The organism is Parasphingorhabdus sp. (assembly GCF_048269915.1).
Classification (GTDB): Bacteria; Pseudomonadota; Alphaproteobacteria; order Sphingomonadales; family Sphingomonadaceae; genus Parasphingorhabdus.
In genome coordinates, this window is sequence record NZ_JBLWTY010000003.1 from 260,973 (window position 1) to 284,353 (window position 23,381).

At 55.5% G+C, this 23,381-nt stretch carries 20 protein-coding genes; 15 read left to right on the top strand and 5 right to left on the bottom strand.

The features are described from left to right. Nucleotides 1-68: 68 nt before the first annotated feature. The gene (locus tag ACN0WX_RS09725; RefSeq protein WP_417622117.1) at nt 69-1,811 is read left to right on the top strand and encodes an N-acyl-D-amino-acid deacylase family protein; all 1,743 of its coding nucleotides are present in this window, start codon (nt 69-71) and stop codon (nt 1,809-1,811) included. A 45-nt stretch (nt 1,812-1,856) separates the two neighbouring features. Here ACN0WX_RS09725 and ACN0WX_RS09730 read toward each other — a convergent pair whose 3' ends face one another. From ACN0WX_RS09730 to dnaN, 3 genes are all read right to left on the bottom strand, one after another. Further along, nucleotides 1,857-3,941: a TonB-dependent receptor domain-containing protein gene (locus tag ACN0WX_RS09730; RefSeq protein ID WP_417622118.1), complete on the bottom strand. Its 2,085-nt coding sequence runs from the start codon at nt 3,939-3,941 to the stop codon at nt 1,857-1,859. 97 nt (nt 3,942-4,038) lie between these two features. Next, nucleotides 4,039-4,518, bottom strand: a complete 480-nt coding sequence (locus ACN0WX_RS09735; protein WP_417622119.1) for a hypothetical protein — start codon at nt 4,516-4,518, stop codon at nt 4,039-4,041. A gap of 82 nt (nt 4,519-4,600) precedes the next feature. Further along, complete coding sequence (dnaN, locus tag ACN0WX_RS09740) at nt 4,601-5,716, bottom strand: DNA polymerase III subunit beta (RefSeq protein ID WP_417622120.1); 1,116 nt, start codon at nt 5,714-5,716, stop codon at nt 4,601-4,603. Nucleotides 5,717-5,946: 230 nt separating this feature from the next. Between dnaN and ACN0WX_RS09745 the strand changes: the two genes are divergently transcribed. Both ACN0WX_RS09745 and ACN0WX_RS09750 read left to right on the top strand, forming a co-directional pair. Beyond that, the gene (locus ACN0WX_RS09745) at nt 5,947-6,591 is read left to right on the top strand and encodes a histidine phosphatase family protein (protein WP_417622121.1); all 645 of its coding nucleotides are present in this window, start codon (nt 5,947-5,949) and stop codon (nt 6,589-6,591) included. Continuing rightward, a complete protein-coding gene (locus ACN0WX_RS09750) occupies nt 6,588-7,151 on the top strand; it encodes a hypothetical protein (RefSeq protein WP_417622122.1) in 564 nt (187 codons plus the stop codon). The genes ACN0WX_RS09745 and ACN0WX_RS09750 overlap by 4 nt, the downstream gene beginning before the upstream one ends. Nucleotides 7,152-7,156: 5 nt before the next feature. On the opposite strand, the gene ACN0WX_RS09755 is transcribed toward ACN0WX_RS09750, so the two are convergent. Continuing rightward, complete coding sequence (locus ACN0WX_RS09755; protein ID WP_417622123.1) at nt 7,157-8,740, bottom strand: alpha/beta fold hydrolase; 1,584 nt, start codon at nt 8,738-8,740, stop codon at nt 7,157-7,159. Nucleotides 8,741-8,934: 194 nt separating this feature from the next. On the opposite strand from ACN0WX_RS09755, the gene ACN0WX_RS09760 reads away from it, so the two are divergent. Both ACN0WX_RS09760 and rlmN read left to right on the top strand, forming a co-directional pair. Then, nucleotides 8,935-9,783, top strand: coding sequence for a sterol desaturase family protein (locus ACN0WX_RS09760; protein ID WP_417622124.1), 849 nt, complete (start codon nt 8,935-8,937; stop codon nt 9,781-9,783). Nucleotides 9,784-9,852: 69 nt separating this feature from the next. After that, entirely contained in the window at nt 9,853-11,100 is a 1,248-nt protein-coding gene (gene rlmN, locus ACN0WX_RS09765) for a 23S rRNA (adenine(2503)-C(2))-methyltransferase RlmN (RefSeq protein WP_417622125.1), read from the top strand. 133 nt (nt 11,101-11,233) lie between these two features. Here the strand turns inward: rlmN and ACN0WX_RS09770 are convergent, their stop codons facing one another. Further along, nucleotides 11,234-11,773 carry an outer membrane protein gene (locus ACN0WX_RS09770; protein WP_417622126.1) on the bottom strand — a complete coding sequence of 180 codons (540 nt, stop codon included), beginning with the start codon at nt 11,771-11,773 and terminating at the stop codon, nt 11,234-11,236. 229 nt (nt 11,774-12,002) lie between these two features. Here ACN0WX_RS09770 and ACN0WX_RS09775 point away from each other — a divergent pair, with 229 nt between their 5' ends. The 10 genes from ACN0WX_RS09775 (at nt 12,003) to rbfA (ending at nt 23,363) form a co-directional block, all read left to right on the top strand. Continuing rightward, nucleotides 12,003-12,815, top strand: coding sequence for a cytochrome b/b6 domain-containing protein (locus ACN0WX_RS09775; protein WP_417622127.1), 813 nt, complete (start codon nt 12,003-12,005; stop codon nt 12,813-12,815). Further along, nucleotides 12,812-13,570: a molybdopterin-dependent oxidoreductase gene (locus ACN0WX_RS09780; RefSeq protein ID WP_417622128.1), complete on the top strand. Its 759-nt coding sequence runs from the start codon at nt 12,812-12,814 to the stop codon at nt 13,568-13,570. Before ACN0WX_RS09775 ends, ACN0WX_RS09780 begins: the two co-directional genes overlap by 4 nt. Nucleotides 13,571-13,608: 38 nt before the next feature. Beyond that, nucleotides 13,609-14,859: a class I SAM-dependent methyltransferase gene (locus tag ACN0WX_RS09785; RefSeq protein WP_417622129.1), complete on the top strand. Its 1,251-nt coding sequence runs from the start codon at nt 13,609-13,611 to the stop codon at nt 14,857-14,859. A 108-nt stretch (nt 14,860-14,967) separates the two neighbouring features. Next, nucleotides 14,968-16,185 carry an argininosuccinate synthase gene (locus tag ACN0WX_RS09790; protein WP_417622130.1) on the top strand — a complete coding sequence of 406 codons (1,218 nt, stop codon included), beginning with the start codon at nt 14,968-14,970 and terminating at the stop codon, nt 16,183-16,185. Nucleotides 16,186-16,266: 81 nt separating this feature from the next. After that, nucleotides 16,267-17,241, top strand: a complete 975-nt coding sequence (locus ACN0WX_RS09795; protein ID WP_417622131.1) for a calcium/sodium antiporter — start codon at nt 16,267-16,269, stop codon at nt 17,239-17,241. Between the two features lie 124 nt (nt 17,242-17,365). Further along, the gene (gene rimP, locus ACN0WX_RS09800) at nt 17,366-17,923 is read left to right on the top strand and encodes a ribosome maturation protein RimP (protein ID WP_417622132.1); all 558 of its coding nucleotides are present in this window, start codon (nt 17,366-17,368) and stop codon (nt 17,921-17,923) included. Nucleotides 17,924-17,925: 2 nt separating this feature from the next. After that, nucleotides 17,926-19,554 carry a transcription termination factor NusA gene (gene nusA / locus ACN0WX_RS09805; RefSeq protein ID WP_417622133.1) on the top strand — a complete coding sequence of 543 codons (1,629 nt, stop codon included), beginning with the start codon at nt 17,926-17,928 and terminating at the stop codon, nt 19,552-19,554. Further along, nucleotides 19,535-20,218 (top strand): DUF448 domain-containing protein, encoded by a 684-nt coding sequence (locus tag ACN0WX_RS09810; protein WP_417622134.1) that lies wholly within the window; start codon nt 19,535-19,537, stop codon nt 20,216-20,218. The genes nusA and ACN0WX_RS09810 overlap by 20 nt, the downstream gene beginning before the upstream one ends. A gap of 62 nt (nt 20,219-20,280) precedes the next feature. Continuing rightward, the gene (gene infB / locus ACN0WX_RS09815; protein ID WP_417622135.1) at nt 20,281-22,833 is read left to right on the top strand and encodes a translation initiation factor IF-2; all 2,553 of its coding nucleotides are present in this window, start codon (nt 20,281-20,283) and stop codon (nt 22,831-22,833) included. Nucleotides 22,834-22,964: 131 nt separating this feature from the next. Continuing rightward, nucleotides 22,965-23,363 (top strand): 30S ribosome-binding factor RbfA, encoded by a 399-nt coding sequence (gene rbfA / locus ACN0WX_RS09820; RefSeq protein WP_417622136.1) that lies wholly within the window; start codon nt 22,965-22,967, stop codon nt 23,361-23,363. The last annotated feature ends 18 nt before the right edge of the window (nt 23,364-23,381 follow it).

Consider the following 23,381-nt stretch of genomic DNA (forward strand, 5'->3'; position numbering starts at 1 on the left):
ACATGATCGGTCTTTAATCATCCAGTTAAACCTGTTAAAGCAACGCTCAAATATACAGGAGAGAGTCGATGCATGATCTGGTTATTCGTGGTGGTACCGTCGTAGATGGAACGGGCGGTGCACCCTTTGTAGCGGATGTCGCTATTGACGGTGACCGCGTTTCGCTGGTCGGAACGGTTGCGGCAACGGGCCGCGAAGAGATTGATGCAACCGGCAAATTCGTCACCCCGGGCTTTGTCGATGTGCATACCCATTATGACGGGCAGGCAACCTGGGATGATGAAATGGCCCCGTCGAGCTGGCACGGCATAACCACCGTTATCATGGGTAATTGCGGCGTGGGCTTTGCGCCGGCACGGCCGGATCGTCATGAGTGGTTGATCAACCTGATGGAAGGCGTGGAAGATATTCCGGGCACCGCGCTGGCCGAAGGGATGAGCTGGAACTGGGAAACTTTCCCCGAATATCTCGACGAGTTGGAAAGAATGCCGCGGACGGTCGATGTCGCGACCCATGTGCCGCATGGAGCGGTCCGTGCCTATGTACTGGGCGACAAAGAGAAGCCGGGTGCTGTTCCTACCGAAGACGAGATTGAGCAGATGTCGAAAATCGTCGAGGATGGCCTGAAAGCCGGTGCTCTCGGCTTCTCAACCTCGCGGACGATCCTGCATCGCAGTGTTGATGGCGAACTCGTGCCCGGCACCACGGCGACCAAGGACGAGCTGATCGGTATCGGTCGCGCCATGGGCCGGGTCGGCTATGGTGTGTTCGAAATGGCAAGTGATCTTAACAGGGAATGGGACGAGTTCGGCTGGATGGGTGATTTGAGCCGCGAAACCGGTATGCCGGTGACCTTTGCGGCCTTGCAGTCGATCGCAAAGGAACAGTCTCTGGACGAGCAGATTGCCAATATGCGCGCGGAAAACGACAATGGCGCGAATATTGTCGCGCAGATTGCGCTGCGCGGAAACGGCATTGTCATGGCCTGGCAGGGCACGGTGCATCCGTTTGTCCGCCATCCGAGCTGGATGGCTATGGAGGATTTGAGCTGGGAAGAAAAATACGCCAAGCTCAAGGATCCGGCATTTAAAGCGCAATTGCTGAGTGAAACTAGCACACCGCCCGAGCAGGTCGATATGGTTCCGGTTTTCATGATCGTGACCCAGGGATGGGCGACGCAGTTCGAAATGGACCCCGACTTCGATTACGAACCGCAGGCTGAGGAAAGCATTGCCGCGCGCGCCGCGGCAGCCGGAAAATCCGGTGCGGAATATGCCTATGATTTGCTGATGGCGGATGATGGCAAGGGCTTTATCTATCTACCCTTACTCAACTATATGGATGGTAATCTCGATTTTCTCGAAGCTCTGCAAAATGCCGATGATACGGTGAACAGCCTGTCCGATGGCGGCGCGCATTGTGGTACCATTTGCGACGCAGCAAGCCCGACCTTCATGCTGGAACACTGGGTGAAGAACCGCAAACGTGGAACCGTGAGTATCGAACATGCGATCAAGCGCCAATGTCTGGACACGGCCCGGCTGTACGGTCTCAATGATCGCGGTTTGCTGAAGCCTGGCTATTTGGCGGACGTCAACGTGATTGATATGGACCGGATCAAGCTGGGCAAGCCATGGCTTGCCTTTGATTTGCCGGCAGGCGGCAAGCGCCTGCTGCAAAAGGCGGATGGCTATGACTACACGATCAAGTCCGGGCAGGTGACGTTCAAAGGCGGGGTTGTGACCGACAAGCGCCCTGGCGGTTTGATCCGTGGTCCGCAGGCTGTCGAGATGCTCGAAGCGGCGGAATAGAGCGCAGCCGGTTTCCCGGCTGCGCCCCAAAATCAACTTGTGGAACTAGAATCCGGTCCAGCGTATCCGGACAAAGGCGCTTCTGCCTGCTCCGGGTAAACGTGCGTCCAATGGCACGTCCGAACCGCTTACGCGATTATAGCCAGCCAGATGTTCGGTATAGTTTTTGTCGAACAGGTTTTCGACACTGGCGTCGAGCATGAGACCTGGTGTCAGCTGGACATGACCGAACAGGCCTGCCAGCAAATAACCATTGCTCGGCTGTTCGTCATTGGTGACCGACACATTGTCCTGAGGCGCAAAGGCCTGCAGTTCCGCGCCCACATGCCAGACGTCCTCCTGCCAGCTCAAGGCGACGCGCGCGTTTGGCGGAGCGATGCGATAGAGATTGTCGTCAATGTCGTGACGTTTTGCCCGGACATAGCTTGCTGTGCCGTCCAGATTCAGCGGCCCGCTGATTTTCCAGCCGAAATCAAGGTCGGCACCGTAAATCTCCGCATCGACATTGCCAAAGCGCAAGGGTGTCGGATCGCCGTTCATATTTGCGACCATTTCGACTGGGCTGTTGATGATGCCTGGCGTGTCATCGAACGGCACTCCCTGGATGAAATCATCCACGCGGCGATAGAACAGCGTCGGTCGCGCATAGAAACGGCTGTCCTGATAGTCGAAGCCGATTTCGGCAATCCACGCCTTTTCATTCTTCAGATTCAGGTCGCCGACATAGATATTGCCGTCTGCAAGGCCGCCACTAGCGCCGGTCGGCAACCATGAGAACCGTTCGACCGCATTGGCGACACGGGTTTTACGCGCCAGCGAAAGACGGGGCTTGAAACTCCCTATATCGCTCCAGAAGCGCGCCGCGATATCGATCGTGTCATCGGACCAGCTGCGATCCGAAGCGGCAAAAGCACTGGCAAGAACGCGGGGACCCATCGGAACTGTGCTGCCCAGAAACGGCGACCCTGCCTCCATCCGGTGATGATCAAGGCGCGCGCCGATTTCGGCTTCAATTGGTCCAAATCCGACGCGACTTTCGACGAAGCCGCCGATCCGGCTACCCGAAATATTGTTGAGCGATGTCAGGAAGAAGTTGGCGTTCATCGGATTGGTGATCCGCACATCCTTGTCCATCACTTCAACATCTGCGCCCAACCGGACATGTCGTTCCGCGGTTCCGATGCGTAGCGCCGTGGCAGCGGTGCTCGTGTCCGCATCGGCAAAAGTTGCGCGCAGGCGCATGGGGTCTGCTGGCGCTTGCCGAAGAGAAAAATTATCCATCAGATGGCGAACCGCGACATGGCCCGCTTCCACTTCAAGATAGAGATCGTCGTCGAGCTTGCCTTCATAGGCGAGGCTCAGAAAGTCGGTGTTGAAATACTGGATATCCATCGGGAAAGGCGGGTTGCCGGCCGGATCGGTTTCCTGACGGCGATAAGACAGGGTCAGGCTGCCGTCACCGACTTTCAAGCCCGCATGCGCTCCATAGTTCAGCCGCTCGAAGCTGGATGAAGCAATGGTCCCGCCCGGATATTGCAGATCATCGCCTTTCTCGTAGGACGCGATCACTCCCAGTTTGACCCGTTCGCTGGACAGGCTGACAAGTCCTCCCATCAGATAGCTGTTGTCGCCGCTGCGATAGCCCGTGGTGAGATCCGCTTGCGGCTGCATCGAAGCACGGTCGGAGAATTCGGCCTGCTTCAAAATGGCATTCACGCCGCCGCCCAAACCTGGCCCCTTGCGAACCGGGCTGATGCCGCGATCAAGTTCGATCCGGTCGACCAGAGCCATGGGGGCATAGTGCAGCGGCGGGTCCATCAGATTGGGACCGCCCGACGAAAAGCGCTGGCCGTTGACGCGGACCAATATACGGTCACCAAACAGACCGCGATACTGGACCTGGCCGGACAGGCCGCCATTGTCGATCAGGGCGGTGCCTGGTGCCCGTGCCACCAGCGACGCTGCGTCGGGGCTGGAGACAATTTCCTTGTCGCTTTCGATCTCGTCGGTGGTTGCCGTATCGCGCTGACCGGTGACGATGATGTCGGTGAGCGGGTCGGCTTCGGCAAAAGCGGGAGAGGCAAGGGCTAAGTTCGCCGTGCAGGCGGTTAACAGTATTTTTCTATTCATGATAAATCCCGAACGGCCATGTCCCACCGCGTGGGAGGGCCGCAAAAAATGCAAAGATGCGATCAATCACCCGTCAGGGCGAAGACCGCGCGCTATTTCAGATGTTTTGGGAAGCTGCCGGCGGCCCGGTCGCTGGCGGGATATTGATCCGGTTGCGCAGCGCGAAGCGGCGCGGTTCGGATGGTTCGTGTATGGCTGGGGCCAATACAGAGATTTCAAATTCCGGTGCTGAAGAGGTCAGGCCAAAGCCAGCCCCTCCGGCAAAGGCGCAGGCAGGAGAAGATTGTTCCTGTTCGGGTTCCGGCGCGCTCTCGTCCTGCTGACCATAGACCAGCGTAAGCAGGTCAAAGTCGGGATTGTCCGGCGTGATCACCAGCTTGCTGTCGGCGTGGCCGGAACAGAGCTTGATCGCAAAACCGCTGGCGGTTTGTGTGGGCATGAAACCTTGCGGCGCCAGCGCGCTCAGCAATATCGCGAGCAAGGCGAAAGCGTGGATCGCCGGGTTGGTTTTCAGGAACCGGGAGAGGGAGAAGGGGCGATTCATCAGCTTGGTGCGGGCGCTATATTCTGGTCGCAATGCAAATGCTAGCCCTCTAAGTCTTCTCCCTTGAAGGAGAGGTGGTAGCTTTCATTTTTTTGCGGAGCTAGCCGAAATCTTGTTAAACCCGCATCGGCATCAGCACATAAAGCGCCGGCGATTTGTCATTCTCGCGGATCAGCGTCGGGGCGCTCGCATCGGCCAGATGCAGTTCCACGGTATCGCCCTCGATTTCGCCGAGAATATCCATCAGATATTTCGAGTTGAAACCGATTTCGAACGTGTCGTCCTTGTAGGAGCCGGGCACTTCTTCCTCGGCCTTGCCATTTTCCGGCGAGGTGACCGACAGGGTGATCTTGTCATCGCCGAGCGCCATTTTGACGGCACGGGTTTTTTCGGTGGCGATGGTAGAGACGCGGTCGACGCCCTGGGCAAAGCTTTTCGGATCAATCGTGAGCAGCTTGTCATTACCAGTCGGAATGACGCGGCTGTAATCCGGGAAGGTGCCGTCGATCAATTTGCTGGTCAATATGGCGGTGCCGAGCGTGAAGCGGATCTTGCTCGCGGACAGATCAATCTGCACCGCAGATTCGCTGTTCTCGTCGAGCAATTTGCGCAGTTCATTCACGCATTTGCGCGGGACGATCACGTCGGGCATGCCTTCTGCGCCCGCCGGACGGGGCAAGGTAACGCGGGCAAGTCTATGACCGTCGGTGGCCGCGGCCTTGAGCACGGGAGTGTCTTCATCCTGCACGTGCAGGAAAATGCCGTTGAGATAGTAACGCGTTTCCTCGGTCGAGATCGCAAAGCGGGTTTTGTCGATAATCTGGATCAGCGAGGTGGCGGGCAGTTCAAAACTGGTTGGCAATTCACCTTCGGCAATGACTGGAAAATCATCGCGCGGCAAGGTTTGCAGATTGAACCGTGCGCGGCCGGCGTTGACCTTCATCTTGCCATCGGCGGCATCCAGCTGAACCTGTGAACCATCGGGCAGCTTGCGAGCAATGTCGAACAACGTATGCGCTGATACGGTGGTGGACCCGGCGGTCTCAACCTGGGCTTCGACGGTTTCGACAACCTGCAAATCGAGGTCGGTCGCCATCAGCTTGATGCTGCCGTCGGCACTCGCTTCTATCAGCACGTTGGACAGGATGGGGATGGTGTTGCGCCGCTCAACCACGGACTGGACATGGCCCAGGCTCTTTAGCAATGCCGCGCGTTCAATGGTCGCTTTCATAAACCGTCCTTCTTGTTCCCAATCAACCGTGAAAATAGCTGTGCATATGACCAAGCACTGGTTCACGGATAGTTCACCGCTTCATTAACAATAAAGTGCCGCAGGGCAAGCCTGATCGCCGTACGGCGACCGATAATGCCGTGAAAAACTGTGGAAAAAAGCAATAAGGCGGGTAAAGCCGCTCTATATAAGGGATGGTTTTGGCCATTTTGGAACGGGATAGAATAAATATGAGTGGTATCGATACCAACGGAAAACGCCTGTTTATCGCACGGCATGGCGAGACAATATTCAACCTTGCCGGCCGAATTCAGGGGGAGCATTTGCACACGCCGCTCACTCGGACCGGATTTGCTCAGGCCGATGCCATGGGGCAGGCTCTGGCGCTACACCTCGCCGGAGAAACGCTGATGCTGGATCTGATCGCTTCCGATACCGACCGGGCCCTGCAAACCCTTTCCGTGATCTCCGAACATCTCGGTGCAGACTGGCACCAGACGCGCAGCGACGCGCGGTTGCGCGAAATTGATATGGGAGAATGGGGCGGTGTATTTTACCGTGATCTGGGTGGAAAGCTGGCAATTGATGAGGAAGATCGCCTGTTCGCAACTGTTGCGCCGGGTGGCGAAGACTATCGCGATATTGCGAAGCGACTGGAGCATTGGCTCAGTGAGCAGGACTTTTCCCGCGATGCGGTGCTGATCAGCCACGGTATGACCAGCCGGGTCTTGCGGGCTATGCTAGTCGGTGCTGATCCGCATCCGCGCTTCGGCGCGCCAATTGCCAAAGGATTACCGCAAGGTTCGATTGTTCAAATCTGTGACGGCCAAGAAGAGATTATTCATATTGGCGGCGGTGAAGGGGAGAAGGCTTGAGCCTCTCTGACAGCCAGTCACTGTCCATTGTTTGTGGTGCGCGCTGCCGCGCCCGGGCGGGCATCTGCGTGAGCCGAACCGGATTGTTCCTGCTGTCACTGATAATTTTAACCGCGCCAGCAGCGGCCAGGGATTCTCTTGGTATATTCAACAGCTGGGGCGCGTTTCGTGATCCCGAAATTCCGCGTTGCTATGCCATTGCAGAATCGGAGGAGATTAGCGGCAAGGCGGAGCGCAAATCTTATGCGACTGTCGGTTTTTGGCCCAATCGCAATATTCGGCGGCAATTCCATGTTCGCTTGAGCAGGGATCGGTCAACCAATAGCAGAGTCATAGTCAGCGTCTCCGGTCGCCGGTTCCAACTCACAGCCGATCGCTCGGATGGCTGGTCGCAGGACAAGCGCATGGACGCCGCCCTGATTGCGGCAATTCGCTCGGCAACCAGCATGACCGTGGAAAGTGTCGGGCGCGACGGCAAGCCGATAGTTGATGGCTATCGTTTGCGCGGTGCAGCGACGGCAATTGATGCCGCTTCTTTGGGTTGTTCGCGGTTGCGTTGAGCGCCTCAACCAAGAAATTCGCGCACCGTGTGGACAAATTGATCCGCCGCCGGCTCGCCTTCCAGCAATAAATGGTTGTTACTTTCGAGCAAAACAAACCGGGCTCCAGGAATCGATGCGGCCAGATCTCTGCCCACCATCCACGGTATGCGCAGATCACCCCGTGAATGGAGCACCAGCGTCGGCACGGCTATCTGTGACAGGCGGTCGCGAACGTCGATATCGCCAAAGGCCGAGAGAAACCGCACGGCATTTTGCGGAGATGTTGTGCGCCGTTGGAACTCGTCAAACCATGACAGTGTATCAGCAGAGGCATCGGGCATGAAAGTTGCCGAAAAAATATGACGATAGGCTGTATTTTCTTGGCCCCATCCATTTTCGGTTAAAGCGAGGACCGCCTCACGTTCCGTGAGCGTCTGCTGGTCGGCGGCTATCCGCCATCCACTGGGGTAGCCACCGAACAGGATCAGATGGGAAACGTGATCCGGATGGCGCACCGCATATTCGATCGATACTGCCGCTCCCTGTGAAATTCCCAGTAGCGGGAATTTGGTAATTCCAGTTGCATCAATCACTGTTTCCAGGTCGGTGACAAATTTTTCAAGTGAAATTTCCGGGACTTTCCAGTCCGACAGTCCATTGCCCCGTGCGTCGTAGCGAATGAAGCGATGATCGAGGGCCAGTTCTCGAAATAGCGGGCTCCAGATCGGTGTGTTCCAATCCAGTTCAAGATGGCTGAGCCAGTTTGCGGCCTTGACTAGCGGCGGTCCTTGGCCAACTTCGGCGAACGCAATGGTTACATCGTCTTCACTACGACAAAATTGAATAGTCTGTTTTTCAAGCATTTTATCGCTTTGTGCTGAGCGCGATTCCTGGGGATCAAAGGCGTCCGCATTTGCCTGATCTTCCATTTCCCAGTCGAGCCCCGCTTCGGCAAAATGATGCGCAAACTGTGCGTTCAGCTGATCGGCAATTTCTTTTTTTCCCAGCCGTATATTAATCTTGATGAGAAAAGCGGCGGCGCTCCGGCTGAAAGGCATCAACTCTTGACAGGCGTGGGCATAGGACAGGGCGCGATCCGGTGTGATTTCAGGATGCCGGCATATTTGCGCCGCAAATGCCGCTCGCAACTCGTCAATTTTCTGCCGTTCGGATTGCAGCCAGCTATCATATTCCGGCTGATTGGAAAGTCCACCGCCCGACAATAGGCCCTCGGACAGTTTTTCGAATACGGAGATCAGCGTTGTGAGTTCCACATTTGTCATTTTCTGCAACGCCCGAATAGAAGCGATGTCCGTCGGACAATTTTCCATGACGATGGCTACTCGTTCGCGATCAGCAACTATACGGCGGACATCGGCATCGTCGACAATCGCTCGCAATTTGCTCAATGACCAGCGCAAGGACGCACGCGGATCGTCCGGTATATCCCAAAATATTTCGCATAGACGGTCCCGGCGATGGGGGCGACCGGTGAGAACCAGAAAAGCGAGCAGGGCCCTGGTTTTTCTGGAGGCAGGCAAGGAAACTGGCTGGCCACCGCGCAGAACCTCAATTTCTCCCAGCAGCTTGATTTGGAAGTCGGGCATATGTCTTCATATACCAATTCGAACGGCCATCCAATTACAACGCTTAATCGGGCAATTAAAGCGCGGCTTACAACGCTGATACCAACGGTGCCTATTTATCGGGCCGCAGCAGATGAAGGCGACAATCACAAAAAACGGGTCGCAGTTTCTTTTATCTCATCCCTTTTTTTCGATTTCATTACCGGAGTGACATAATGTTCAATATTTTCAACTATATCCTCGTCGGAGGCTTTGCCTTCTTCATATTATTGGGTGCGATCGTGCAGGCCCGGGCGTTTCCGAAAATTCAATGGTGGCGGACACGGGGTCTGATCGGTGCAGCGGCCTATATTATATGCGCAAGCTATTCTCCTTATCTTTGGGACAGCTGGCTCGGACAATATCGACTGATTGACGCCACCGATCTGCCGCTTTGGGCAGCTATACCGATCGGCTATGCAGTGATGCAATTCGTTTCCTACTGGTGGCACCGTGCACTGCATTCGTCGAATATCTTGTGGCGCTTGTTCCACCAGATGCACCATTCGGTGGAGCGTCTGGATGGCTGGGGCGCGCTGTACCATTCGCCGCTTGATGTCCTCGGCTTCACCTTCGCCGGTAGCTTTGCCTTGACCGTATTGTTGGGCATGGACCCGCTGGCCGCGGCTATCGTCGGCGTATTGGGTGGAATTCTGGTGTTTTTTACGCATTCCAATATTTACACACCCTATTGGATTGGCTGGCTGATCCAACGGCCCGAAAGTCATGCCGTACATCACCAGCGTGGTTATCATGCAGATAATTATGGTGAACTGGTGATCTGGGACCAGCTTTTTGGAACCTATAACAACCCAAGAGCATGGCATGGAAAGGCGGGGTTTTACAACGGTGCCTCAGCACGAATTGGCGATATGCTTTTGTTTCGCGAAGTGTCTGAACCAGATGACTCGCCAGAGCGGTCGGGCAACCAAGCATCAAATCAACTGATGACAGTATTGTTGGCGACGGGTTCCAGCGCTACGCTGTTGTTGATGATCCAGAGCCTGATGCCGCCTCTGGTTTAATCAGAATGATAATACGAAGATAGTGGTGCCCGCTGGATTTATTCCGGCGGGCACCCTATATGCCGCTCCATGCAGATTCCCGGCCATATTGATCCCGTTCCGCTTCCCGCCAAAGTCACACCGCGTGCGGATGGACGCGTTGACCTAATCGGCCTCAGCGTCGCGGAAATCCGTGATGTTCTGGTGGATGCCGGGCTCGAGGAGAAGCAGGGGAAGCTGCGTTCCAAACAGTTGTTCCACTGGATGTATCATCGCGGGATTAGTGATTTCGCCGTGATGACCGACATGAGCAAGGCCTTGCGGCCCTGGCTGGCGGAACGCTTTGTGATCGGACGGCCGGAAATAGTCGAGGCGCATCTGTCGGAAGATGGCACGCGCAAGTGGTTGCTGCGCTCTGCGGACCAGCAGGATTATGAAATGGTCTTCATCCCCGATGAGGACCGCGGGACATTATGTATCTCGTCGCAAGTCGGCTGCACGCTCAATTGCCGTTTCTGTCACACAGGGACCATGCGGCTGGTGCGCAATCTCACCCCCGGGGAAATTGTCGGGCAGGTGATGCTGGCGCGGGATGCTCTGGGTGAGTGGCCCAAAGGCGTGATGGACTTTGCCGACGACGAAGAAGCTGAAAATACGAAGGTCTATAATCAGGCCTACAAGTCGGACGGTCGCCTGCTGACGAATATCGTTCTGATGGGCATGGGTGAGCCATTATATAACTTCGATAATGTACGCGATGCGATGAAGATCGTAATGGATGGGGATGGGCTTGCACTATCCCGTCGCCGGATCACCCTTTCGACCAGTGGTGTAGTCCCGATGATTGCCCGCGCTGGGAAAGAAATTAGCGTCAATCTTGCTATCTCTCTGCATGCGGTAAACAAGGAAACTCGGGACGAGATTGTCCCGCTTAATCGCAAATATTCGATCGAGGAGTTGCTGCAGGCTTGCGCCGATTATCCTGGCGCGAACAACGCACGGCGGATCACCTTTGAATATGTCATGCTGAAAGACAAGAATGACAGCGATCAGGATGCCCGTGAGTTGGTCAATCTGCTGCGCAACTATGATTTGCCCGCCAAGGTCAATCTGATCCCGTTTAATCCATGGCCCGGGTCGGATTATGAATGTTCCGAACCTGAACGGATCAAGGCATTTTCGAAGATCATCTTTGACGCCGGAATCAGCGCGCCGATCCGGACCCCGAGAGGCCGGGATATCATGGCGGCTTGCGGGCAGCTTAAATCGGCAAGTGAAAAGAAAAGCCGGGCTGAACTGGATCGTTTGGCTGAAGAGAAGCAGGCTGCGCTCGGCTAGGCCCCAGCGATCACGTCTATTTCAATCATCAATAGCTGCAGGGTTGGCGCCTTATATCTCGGATGCTTTCGGAAGACAAAAAAGGGCGAGTATCGCTACTCGCCCCATCATTGTTCAATGAAATTACGCTAGATCAGAATTTCACGCCGAGACCGACGAGGCCCTGATTCCGCGAAACGCCGTCTTCATAGTTGCTGTAGCGATATTCGCCGCGGGCAAAGACATTCTGGCTGAGCTTGAACTCGACACCAGCGCCGACACGAACGCCGTCGCCATTGGCACCGCCCAGTCCGGGAGAGGAGCTGCGCGCGTTGGTGTAGCCTGCTTTTGTATAAAGCAGGGTGGAATCACCAACCACATAGCCTAGGCGGCCGCCAGCGTAGAGATCACGGCCAACTTCGATTCGACCACCGGTAGTGGAGATTTTTCCGGTGGATTCGGTTGCTTCTAGCTCGGCACCGTAGACAATATTGCCCGACTGCATGTCATAGCCAATTGCAGCACCGTAGAGGAATCCATCCACGTTATCGACACCGGCGATATCAAGGTCGATATTGTCATATCCGGCGATCACAGTGCCTTTGGCACCAGAAAAGTCACCGGTTTCTTGAGCCAATACGGGGGACGCAAGCGCAGATGCTGCAATAGCAACTGCTATTGTTACATTTTTCATTTTTTTAGTTCCTTGGTTTTGCAATAAAAAGACCGCTACTTTATTTAAACTATTACCTTTTCTTTCGCGATCGCCAGTGGATATAGTTTTACATATATGAACGGCAACTGCATGACTCTGTCAGAAACCGGCAAAGGTCGAAATCTGTTGCGGTGTGTGGTGTGGCTGCAACAGTTAGCGAATGTAACGATGGGCTTGGCAACGCCGAACCAGCGGCTAGAGTGTAATTATGCCGGAGGACGCGATTATTCCTACCCAAGCTCGCCATCGTCTGCTCACCCGCTTGTGGCACTGGATCAACGCGCTTTGCCTGATGGTCCTTCTAATGAGTGGCTTGACTATTTTTAACGCTCATCCGCGGCTCTATTGGGGAGAATATGGCGCAAATGATGACCATGCGTGGATGGCGGTGGGATCATCTGATAGCTTGGGTTATCTGCGTTTCGGCAATTACCGCTTGGAGACCACCGGTGTTCTGGGAAACTGGCAGGACAGCCAAGGCAGGACACAGAAATGGGCTTTTCCCGGCTGGGCGACTATCCCGTCAACCTACAGCCTGGCCGATGGTCGGCGCTGGCATTTTTTCTTTGCCTGGATTTTCAGCATCGCTCTGACATTTTTCATGGTCGGTTCGTTGTGGAATCGTCACATCCATCAGGATCTGCATATGGGCCGGGAGGAATGGCGATTGTCGAATCTCTGGCGCTCATTTCGTAACCATATGAGTTTGCAGTCAATCCGGAAATCGGCGGCAGAACCCTATAACGGCCTTCAGAAGATCAGTTATATCGGCGTGATCTTCATGTTACTGCCGCTAATGATTTTCAGCGGTCTGGCAATGTCCCCGGCGATGGATGCCAACTGGCCGTTTCTGACCGATATGTTCGGTGGTCGCCAGTCGGCCCGTTCTGTTCATTTTCTCGCTGCATTTTCGCTGCTGTTCTTTTTCTTGGTCCATATCGCTATGGTTCTGCTCTCTGGCCCTATTCGGCAGACACGATCAATGATATTTGGCGGTGTACGATCGGAGCCGCCAAAATGAACATCATCTCACGGCGACAATTGATCAGCGGTGCGGCGGTCGGCGCCGGGAGTTTATTGTCCGGTTGCGATGCCCTGAACCGAAATCCTGTCTTTCAGAAGATGCTGACCAGTTCCGAAACCGCCAATTTCATGGTGCAGCGTGCGCTGGGTGATCGAATGCAAATGGCAACAGAATACGCCATGACCGATCTATCGCCAAAATTCCGGGCCAATGGCACCCGCGATCCCGATAGCGTCGAATATGCTGCGAGCGCGGCACAGGGCTTTGCCAACTGGCAGCTCCGGCTGACCGGTTTGTTCGAAAGACCGCAGCAATTTGGCCTCGCAGCTTTACAGTCTATGCCGCAGCGAACCCAGATCACCCGGCATGATTGTGTCGAGGGCTGGAGCGCGATTGGACAATGGACCGGCGTGCCGCTGAAAATCTTGCTCGATATCGCCGGATTGAAAGACCGGGCGCAATATCTCGTTTTTCATTGTGCTGACCGGCTCGGGGGCAGGCCTTATTATGAGAGCATAGACTTGCTGGACGCGTTTCATCCCCAAACGATCATTGCCCATCGCTTGAACGGAGAAGCGCTGCCGGTGGAAAATGGGGCACCCCTGCGGCTCCGTGTCGAAAGGCAATTGGGTTATAAACATGCAAAATATGTGACTGGTATAGAAGCAGTGTCCTCATTGACGGATATTGGCGAAGGCAAGGGCGGCTATTGGCAGGATGTTGCCGGTTATTCATGGTATGCGGGAATCTGATTTGGTGAGCTAGATAATGTTCTGTTAGGAGTGAATGAATGTCGATATTGGCGCGATTTCTAAATAGCGTGGTCGAAAAGGGTTCGATACAGGTCACCCATCCTGACGGATCGACCGAAAGGGTCGGGACACCTACGGAGGGGTATCCCGATGTCGGCGTCAAGCTCGCAGACAAAGGCGTTATGCGGCAGATTATGCTCGATCCGCGACTGGGTGCTGCCGAGACATTCATGGATGGCCGGTTGATCGTCGAAAAGGGCGATATCATGGAGTTGGTGCAGCTTCTGCGCGCCAACAGGCCCTTTGAACGCGGCGGCAGGTTAAAGGAACCGGGTCCATTCAAGAAAATTCGCGATCATGTGGCTGGCAGTATCGACCGGATCAATTTTCTTGGTCGGTCGAAAAGCAATGTCGCACATCATTATGATATCGGCAACGATCTCTACGACCTGTTTCTTGACGATGACCTTCAATATAGTTGTGCCTATTGGGACTTTGACCGGAACGGACCAGATATGACACTGGAGCAGGCCCAGGCGGACAAGAAAGCGCATATCGCCGCGAAGCTGGATCTGAAGCCTGGACAGCAAGTGCTCGACATCGGTTGTGGCTGGGGTGGTATGGCGCTTTACCTGCATCGCAAGACCGGCGCGGAGGTGCTTGGCATCACACTCAGTGAAGAGCAGCTGAAAAAGGCGCAAGAACGGGCTGAGCAGTCAGGCGTGGCGGACAAGGTGAAATTCGAACTAATCGACTATCGCGATTTGGCCCAGCGCGATGTCGGTAAGTTTGACCGGATCGTGTCGGTCGGGATGTTCGAACATGTCGGTACACCGCAGTTTCGGACATTTTTCCGCTGCTGTGCCAGTCTGATGACCGGTGACGGGGTGATGCTTCTGCACACAATCGGGCGCATGGGAGGGCCAGGCACAACCGATGCCTTCACCCGCAAATATATTTTTCCGGGCGGCTATATACCGGCGCTTAGCGAAACATTGGCGGCAAGTGAACAATTTCGACTGATCGCGACGGACGTCGAAAATCTGCGGCTGCATTATGCCTTTACCTTGCGCGAATGGTACAAAAGGACGGTGCAACACCGGGAAAAGATCGTCGCGCTCTATGACGAGCGCTTCTATCGGATGTGGATATTTTATCTCGCTGGCGCGACGGCCACGTTTGAAAATGGCGGGATGTGCAACTATCAGATTCAGTTTAGCCGCAACCGCAGGACCTTGCCGATAACGAGAGACTATATTGGAGAAACAGAGAAAAACTTGACGGCGTAGATTTGTTCTCGCTCCCCACCAGTCACACCATCAATCGAACATATATCATATTGCGTGGCAAATTGGAGCCTGTTAGGCGCGGCGCGTATTTCTAAGAAAGACGAGACAATGAGCGATTCCGTAAAGCGTGTAGTTCTGGCATTTTCCGGCGGTCTGGATACCAGTGTCATCCTGAAATGGCTGCAACAGGAATATCGCTGCGAAGTCGTGACCTTCACAGCGGATCTGGGGCAGGGAGAGGAGCTGGGGCCGGCCCGCCGTGTGGCGGAAACGCTGGGCGTGAAGCCGGAACATATTTTCATCGATGACCTGCGCGAAGAATTTGTCAGGGATTTTGTCTTTCCGATGATGCGGGCCAACGCTCTGTACGAAGGGCTATATCTGCTCGGGACTTCGATCGCCCGGCCGCTGATTTCAAAGCGCCAGATTGAAATCGCCAAGCTGACGGGCGCCGATGCAGTTGCTCACGGAGCAACCGGAAAGGGCAATGACCAGATCCGTTTTGAACTGGGCTATTACGGGCTTAATCCCGATGTGAAAGTAATTGCTCCTTGGCGAGAATGGGACCTGACCAGCAGAACCCGCCTGATCGAATTTGCTGAAAAGCATCAAATTCCCATTCCCAAGGACAAGCGCGGAGAATCTCCGTTTTCCTGCGATGCCAACATGCTGCACACTTCTTCCGAAGGCAAGGTACTGGAAGATCCCTGGGAAGAAGTGCCGGACTATGTCTATTCGCGGACCAACAATCCGGAAGATGCGCCCGATACGCCGGAATATATCACCGTCGATTTTGAGCGGGGTGACGGTGTTGCAATCAACGGCGAGGCTATGAGCCCTGCGACTTTGCTCGAGAAGCTGAATGACTATGGCCGGGAACATGGCATCGGTCGGCTGGATCTGGTCGAGAACCGCTATATCGGCATGAAATCGCGCGGCATGTATGAAACACCCGGCGGGACCATCTATCATGCTGCCCATCGCGGGATTGAGCAATTGACACTGGACCGCGGTGCCGCGCATTTGAAGGATGAGCTGGCACCGCGCTATGCGGAGCTGATTTACAATGGTTTTTGGTTTTCACCGGAACGCGAAATGCTGCAGGCGGCGATTGACCACAGCCAGGCCCGGGTTAACGGTACTGTACGGCTGAAGCTGTATAAAGGCTCGGTCAATGTCGTTGGACGAAAATCACCTGACAGCCTGTATAGCGAGAAAGTCGTCACATTTGAGGATGATGCCGGAGCCTATGATCAGAAGGACGCAGAGGGCTTCATCAAGCTCAACGCGCTCCGCCTGAAATTGCTTGGCAAGCGCAATGGCTAAGACCGGCGGCGCTCCGCATTTGATGCTGAATCTCAGCGGGCGGTGGGTTTGTAATTCTGCATCCCGTGCGGCCACTATGTCATGCTAGTCCCGCTTATTGCGCTGTCTGCGGGTTTTATTGTCCTTATCATTGGTGGTGAATTGCTTGTTCGCGGTGCCGTCCGCGTCGCGGAGCGGGCCGGAATGTCTCAGCTTTTGATCGGTTTGACGATCGTCGGCTTTGGTACATCGGCACCGGAACTCGTTGCCAGTATCGAGGCGGCGCGCGCGGGATCGCCCGGTATCGCCTGGGGAAATATCATAGGCTCCAACCTTGCGAATAGCCTGCTGATCCTCGGGACTGCTTCGCTGCTCCTCCCGGTGGCGGTGCCGCGCGGGCCACTGTGGCGGGATGGCGGGCTCGCGTTGATTGCGACGGTCGCTTTGTGGGTGGTCGCCAGCACAACGGGTGTCACAATCGCCATAGGCAGCGCCTTTCTGATCCTTCTTCTTGTTTATCTGGGCTACGCATATCGGGCTGAACAGACGCAGCCCGCCGGGGCCAGTGCCGTGCATGAAAAGGCGGAAGCTCTGGAGGTGTCAGACACGCATTTGCATGACATGCAACCGCTCTGGCGATCAATCCTGGTGTTGTTTTCCGGCATCATCATGATCGTGTTGGGTGGTCGCTGGCTGGTCGAGGGTGCGGTTGATCTCGCGCGCCTGCTTGGCATGAGCGAAGCTGTGATCGGATTGACCATCGTTGCGATCGGGACCTCGCTGCCGGAACTTGTGACGTCCGTGATTGCTGCCTATAAAGGCGCAAGTGCTGTGGCACTGGGCAATGTATTGGGATCTAATATCTTCAATCTATTGCTGATTGGCGGCGTCACTGCAATTGTCGCTCCCGGTACGATTCCTGACGAAATTACAAGTTTCGGACTACCGGTCCTGATCGGGGCATCCCTGTTGTTGCTGATATTTGCCGCAACAGGGCGAAGGATAACACGTTGGGAAGGCGGGATATTGCTGGTGACCTATCTGGCGCTGCTCGTCTATAATGTGGTGGCTGTTTGAATCAGGCGTTGCAATATCAAGAATCTATCGCTAAATAGCAGGCATCCCAACATTGTGAGATTTGACGGGGCTGGCGCCAGAGGGGGCCGGCAGCAAAGGTTTTGCATACGGAAATGGAATTTATTTGACTGATATCGCCACACTCACGAACCTGATTAAGCCGGAAGTAGATGCTTTGGGCTTTGATTTGGTGCGGGTGCAGTTTGTTTCAGGTGCGGAAGAGCCCACGTTGCAGATCATGGCCGAGCGTCCGGAAACCGGGCAGTTGGGTATCGATGACTGTGCGGCTTTGTCCCGGCGTATTTCAGCAAAGTTTGACACCCTGGAAGAAGAGGGGCGCGATCCGATTGATTATGCCTACCGTCTCGAAGTCAGTTCCCCCGGCATTGACCGGCCGTTGACGCGCGCAATTGACTATAAAAACTGGGTTGGTCACGAAGCGCGCATCAATCTGGTCGAGGCGGTGGCAGGCAAGAAACAGCTTCGCGGTCTGCTTGGCGGGATCGAAAGTGATATAATAAAGATTGACGATCGCAAGGCGGGCAGTCAGGAGACGCCTCTTACGAATGTCCATAGCGCGAAATTGATTCTGACCGACGCTCTGATTGCTGCGACCATCCCGGTTTCAGCCGAGGGCGTCGACGAAATCGACGAACAGACTTTAGAAGAACAGGAAGACTAATCATGGGCAGTGCTATTTCAGCCAATAAAGCCGAATTGCTCGCTATTGCGACCGCCGTTGCGACGGAAAAAATGATCGACAAGACGATCGTGATCGAGGCGCTGGAAGAAGCGATCCAGAAAGCGGCGCGTGCACGTTATGGTGCAGAGAATGACATCCGCGCAAAGCTGGACGTTAACACGGGTGATCTGCGTTTGTGGCGGGTTGTTGAAGTGGTTGACGAAGTCGAGGATTATTTCAAGCAGGTCGACATCAAGCAAGCTGAAAAACTGGAGCCGGGCGCTAAGGTTGGCGACTTTATTGTCGACCCGCTGCCGGCAGTGGATCTGGGCCGTATTGATGCACAGTCGGCCAAGCAAGTGATCTTCCAGAAGGTCCGCGATGCTGAACGCGAACGGCAATTTGAAGAATTCAAGGACCGGAGCGGTGAGATCATCACCGGTGTGGTAAAATCGGTCGAGTTCGGCCATGTGGTTGTCGATTTGGGCCGCGCAGAGGGCGTGATCCGCCGGGATCAGCAAATCCCGCGTGAAGCTGCCCGGGTTGGTGATCGCGTTCGCTCCCTGATATTGGACGTGCGCCGTGAGAACCGCGGGCCGCAAATATTCCTGTCCCGCGCACATCCTGATTTCATGAAGCATCTGTTTGCACAGGAAGTGCCGGAAATTTATGATGGCATTATCGAGATCAAGGCCGCAGCCCGTGATCCGGGATCCCGCGCCAAGATCGGCGTGATCAGTCACGATAGTTCAATCGACCCTGTCGGCGCTTGTGTCGGCATGAAGGGCAGTCGTGTGCAGGCCGTTGTGCAGGAGATGCAGGGCGAAAAAATCGATATCATTCCATGGTCGGAAGATATCGCGACCTTCGTCGTCAACGCGTTGCAGCCAGCCACGGTCAGCCGTGTCGTTATCGACGAGGAAGAAGGCCGGATTGAGGTTGTCGTTCCTGATGACCAGCTGAGCCTTGCGATCGGTCGTCGCGGGCAGAATGTCCGTTTGGCTTCGCAGCTTACCGGTCTTGCCATCGATATCATGACCGAGGCGGACTCGAGCGAAAAACGGCAGGCCGAATTTGCCGCTCGTACCGAGATGTTCCAGGAAGATCTGGATGTCGACGAAACCTTGTCGCAGTTGTTGGTGGCCGAAGGCTTTAGCGAGCTTGAAGAAGTCGCCTATGTTGCGCCGGAAGAAATTTCCAACATAGAAGGTTTTGACGAAGAACTGGCTGCTGAACTGCAGAGCCGCGCTCTCGAAGCGCTGGAACGGCGTGAAGCAGCTGCGCGAGAAAAGCGCACCGAACTTGGCGTTGAGGATGCTGTTGCTGAGTTGCCGCATTTGACTGAAGCCATGCTGGTAACGCTCGGCGAGGCCGGTCTCAAGACGCTGGATGATGTTGCTGATCTGGCGACCGACGAGCTTGTTCTCAAGCGGAAATCGGAGCCGCGCCGCCGTAATGACAATCGCAAGCCTGAGCCGGATGGTGTATTGGCCAAATATGGCCTCACCGAAGAGCAGGGCAACGAGATCATCATGGCAGCGCGCGCGCACTGGTTCGAGGATGAAGACGAGTCAGCGCCTGCTGCGACCGAAGAAACCAGGGAGGACGCAGATGCGGAATCTCCCCAATGAGACGCGGTCTAAGCCTCTAGATCGCACGCCACACCGTAAATGCATTTTGACTGGGGAAAGTCTTCCCCAGGAGCAACTGGTGCGACTGGCCATGGGGCCGGATGGGCAGATTGCACCCGACGTAAGGGCAAAAGCACCCGGTCGCGGGGCGTGGATTGGCGTCAATCGTGCCGCACTCGAAGCCGCAATTGGCAATGGGCGGCTTAAAGGCGCTCTGTCGCGGGCATTTAAGACCGGTTCGCTTGATATTCCGGCTGATCTGGCCCAAATGCTTGAAAATGCCTTGGAGCGCTCCACATTGGACAGGCTGGGCCTGGAAGCGCGGGGCGGGACTTTACTGACCGGTTCAGAAAAGATCGAAACCGCTGCACGACGCGATGAATTGACAATGCTTCTGCACGCGTCCGATGCGGGGCAGGATGGGTCAGCGAAACTCGACCAGGCTTGGCGGGTTGGTAGCGATCGCGAAGGTCAAGATGTACATGGTATGACTTTGCCGGTGGACCGCCAGGGTCTTTCTGTGGCATTGGGCCGCCAGAATGTGGTTCACATAGGAATTACCGATAGACGCGCGGCAGAGCGGATTTCGCATATGCTGGCAAAATGGCTTCGCTTTATCGGTTCTGACGACATGCGGAATGGTGCGGAAAAGAAAGTGGCTTAGCTTGGTGTAAATAAGTGAAGCATATATTGAAAATATCTATTTTTAGGGATTAAGTCTGTTCGATGAGTGAAGAAACAAAAGATACGCCAAAACCTGCACGCAAACCCTTGGGGTTGAAGCGTTCGGTGGAACCCGGCGAAGTCAAGCAGACGTTTAGTCACGGACGCACCAACAAGGTGGTGGTCGAAGTCAAGCGCAAGAAACTGGTCGGAAAGCCCGGCGCACAAGAGGCGGCGAAGGAAATCGTCAAGGAAACTCCTGTGCCGTCTCCGGCTCCCGCTCCGGCTGCTCCTGCCGCCAAGCCAGCACCGAAAAAACGACCAGCAGCGCCCAAAGCCGACGATGGCCTGACCCGTCAGGAAATGCAGGCCAAGCTGCTGCGCGAAGCAGAAGAAGCGCGGCTTGAAGCTATGCAGGAAGCGCGGATACGCGATACGCGCGAGAAGAAAGAGCAAACCGCGGAAGAGAAAAAGCGGGCAGAAGACAACCGCAAGGCCGAAGAAGAGCAGGCGCGGAAAGCACAAGAGGAAATTGCCGCGGCGGAAAAAGCTGCCGCCGAAGCTTCTGCTGCTGAGCAAGCTCCCACCCCGGAAACGCCAGCTGTCAAGACCGACGCCCGGCCGCCCGCGCGCAAATTTACCCCGGTGGAAGCGCCAAAACGTGCAAAACCGGAAAAGGAAAAGCAGAAGGCTGGCCGCGGCGACCGCAACGATCGCCGCCAATCGGGCAAGCTTACCGTCAACCGCGCTTTGCGCGGAGAAGATGGCGCGGCGCGGGCACGCTCGCTAGCAGCGCTAAAACGCGCCCGTGAAAAGGAAAAAAGAGCACAGAGGTCCGGACGCCCAAGCGAACCGCGGGAAAAGCAGATTCGTTCTGTTGTTGTGCCGGAAGCGATTACGGTACAGGAACTGGCCAAACGTATGGGCGAGAAGGGTGCCGACCTCGTCAAATCCCTGTTCAACATGGGTTCGATGGTGACCGTCAACCAGACCATTGATCAGGATACCGCCGAGTTGCTCGTCGAAGAATTTGGCCATAATATTCAGCGTGTTTCCGAGGCTGATGTTGAAATCAACACCCAGGCCGATGTCGATCCGGAAGAAACGCTGAAACCGCGTCCACCAGTCGTCACCATCATGGGCCATGTCGACCACGGCAAGACCTCGCTGCTCGATGCTCTGCGCGGAACTGATGTGGTTGCCGGAGAAGCGGGTGGTATCACCCAGCATATCGGCGCCTATCAGGTGACAATGAAAAATGGCGACAAGGTAACATTTCTTGATACGCCGGGCCATGAAGCCTTTACCGAAATGCGGATGCGTGGCGCGAATGTCACGGATATCGTGATTTTGGTCGTGGCTGCCGATGACGGCCTGATGCCGCAGACGATCGAAGCGATCAATCACACCAAGGCCGCCGGTGTGCCGATGATTGTCGCGATCAACAAGATCGACAAGGAAGGCGCTGATCCGACTACGGTCCGGACGCGTTTGCTCGAGCATGAAGTGATCGTTGAGGAAATGTCCGGTGACGTTCTCGATGCTGAGGTTTCTGCGCTCAAGAAGCAGGGGCTCGACGAGCTGATGGAGAAAATTCACGTTCAGGCCGAGTTGCTGGAATTGAAAGCGCGTCCCGACCGTCCTGCTGAAGGCACGGTGGTCGAAGCGAAGCTCGATGTCGGCCGTGGTCCGGTCGCAACCGTATTGATCGAACGTGGCACGCTGAAACGCGGCGATGTTTTCGTCGTTGGCTCGCAAACCGGCAAGGTTCGCGCGATGATTGATGACAAGGGCAAGCAGGTCAAGGAAGCCGGTCCGTCTACGCCGGTCGAAGTGCTGGGCATTTCCGGCGTCCCTTCTGCGGGCGACAAGCTGACCGTGGTTGAAAACGAAGCGCGTGCCCGTGAAGTTGCGGCCTATCGCGCGGAGCAGGAGAAGCTCAAGCGCACCACCCAGGCGCCGACGAGCCTTGAGAACATGTTCTCTGCAGCGGCCGACAGCGCAGTGGAATTTCCGCTGCTCGTCAAGGCTGACGTTCAGGGGTCGACCGAGGCGATTGTCCAGGCGCTGAACAAGATTTCGAACGATGATATCAAGGTCCGGATCCTGCACAGCGGAGTCGGTGCGATCACCGAATCCGACGTCACGCTGGCTGGTGCCAGCAAGGCGCCGATTATCGGGTTCAACGTTCGTCCCAATGCCAAGGCACGGGAAATTGCCAAACGCGACGGTGTCCGGTTCAAATATTTCGACATCATCTACGCTCTGACCGATGATATCCGTGCCGAAATGGCCGGCGAACTGGGGCCCGAGAAGATCGAGAATGTCATGGGCCGGGCCGAGGTCAAAGAAGTGTTCAAATCGGGCAAGAAGGACAAGGCGGCTGGTCTGCTGGTTACCGAGGGCGCGCTACGCAAAGGTCTGTTTGCCCGTCTTACCCGCGACGATGTCATTGTCAGCAAGACGACCATCGCGTCGCTGCGGCGCTTCAAGGACGATGTCGAGGAAGTTCGTGCTGGCATGGAATGTGGCGCGGTTCTGGAAGACACGAACGATATCAAACCGGGCGATATGCTTGAAGTGTTCGAGATTGAAGAGAAAGAGCGGATTATTTGATGCTTGCCTCATCCCGGAATTGATCCGGGAGCCAGAGTGCCAGGCTTCAGGGCGATTGTCCGCAAACCCGGTGATTATCGGTCGAAATTCTGAATCAAGCTCAGCATGGCGAATGAATATGGATTATTCCGATGGCAAAATATAACGATACATCTGCCGAAGGCCGCTCGGTTCGCCTTCTGCGCGTCGGCGAGCAGGTCCGGCATATATTGTCGGAGCTGCTGATGCGCGGCGAGGTGCATGACGAAGTGCTGACCTCGCACAGTGTCAGCGTGACCGAAGTGCGCATGTCGCCGGATCTGCGCCATGCGACGGTGTTTGTGAAGCCGTTGCTCGGTGCGGACGAGGCGGAGGTGCTCAAGGCGCTGAAGACCAATACCGCCTTTTTCCAGAAGGAAGTCGCCCGGCGGGTGAAGATGAAATATGCTGCAAAGCTGAAATTTCTTGCGGATGAAAGCTTCGACGAGGCGGCGCATATCGAGAGCCTGCTCAGCAATCCCAAGGTGGCGCAGGATCTGGATCGGGATTGAAAAATTCCGGCTTGCCGG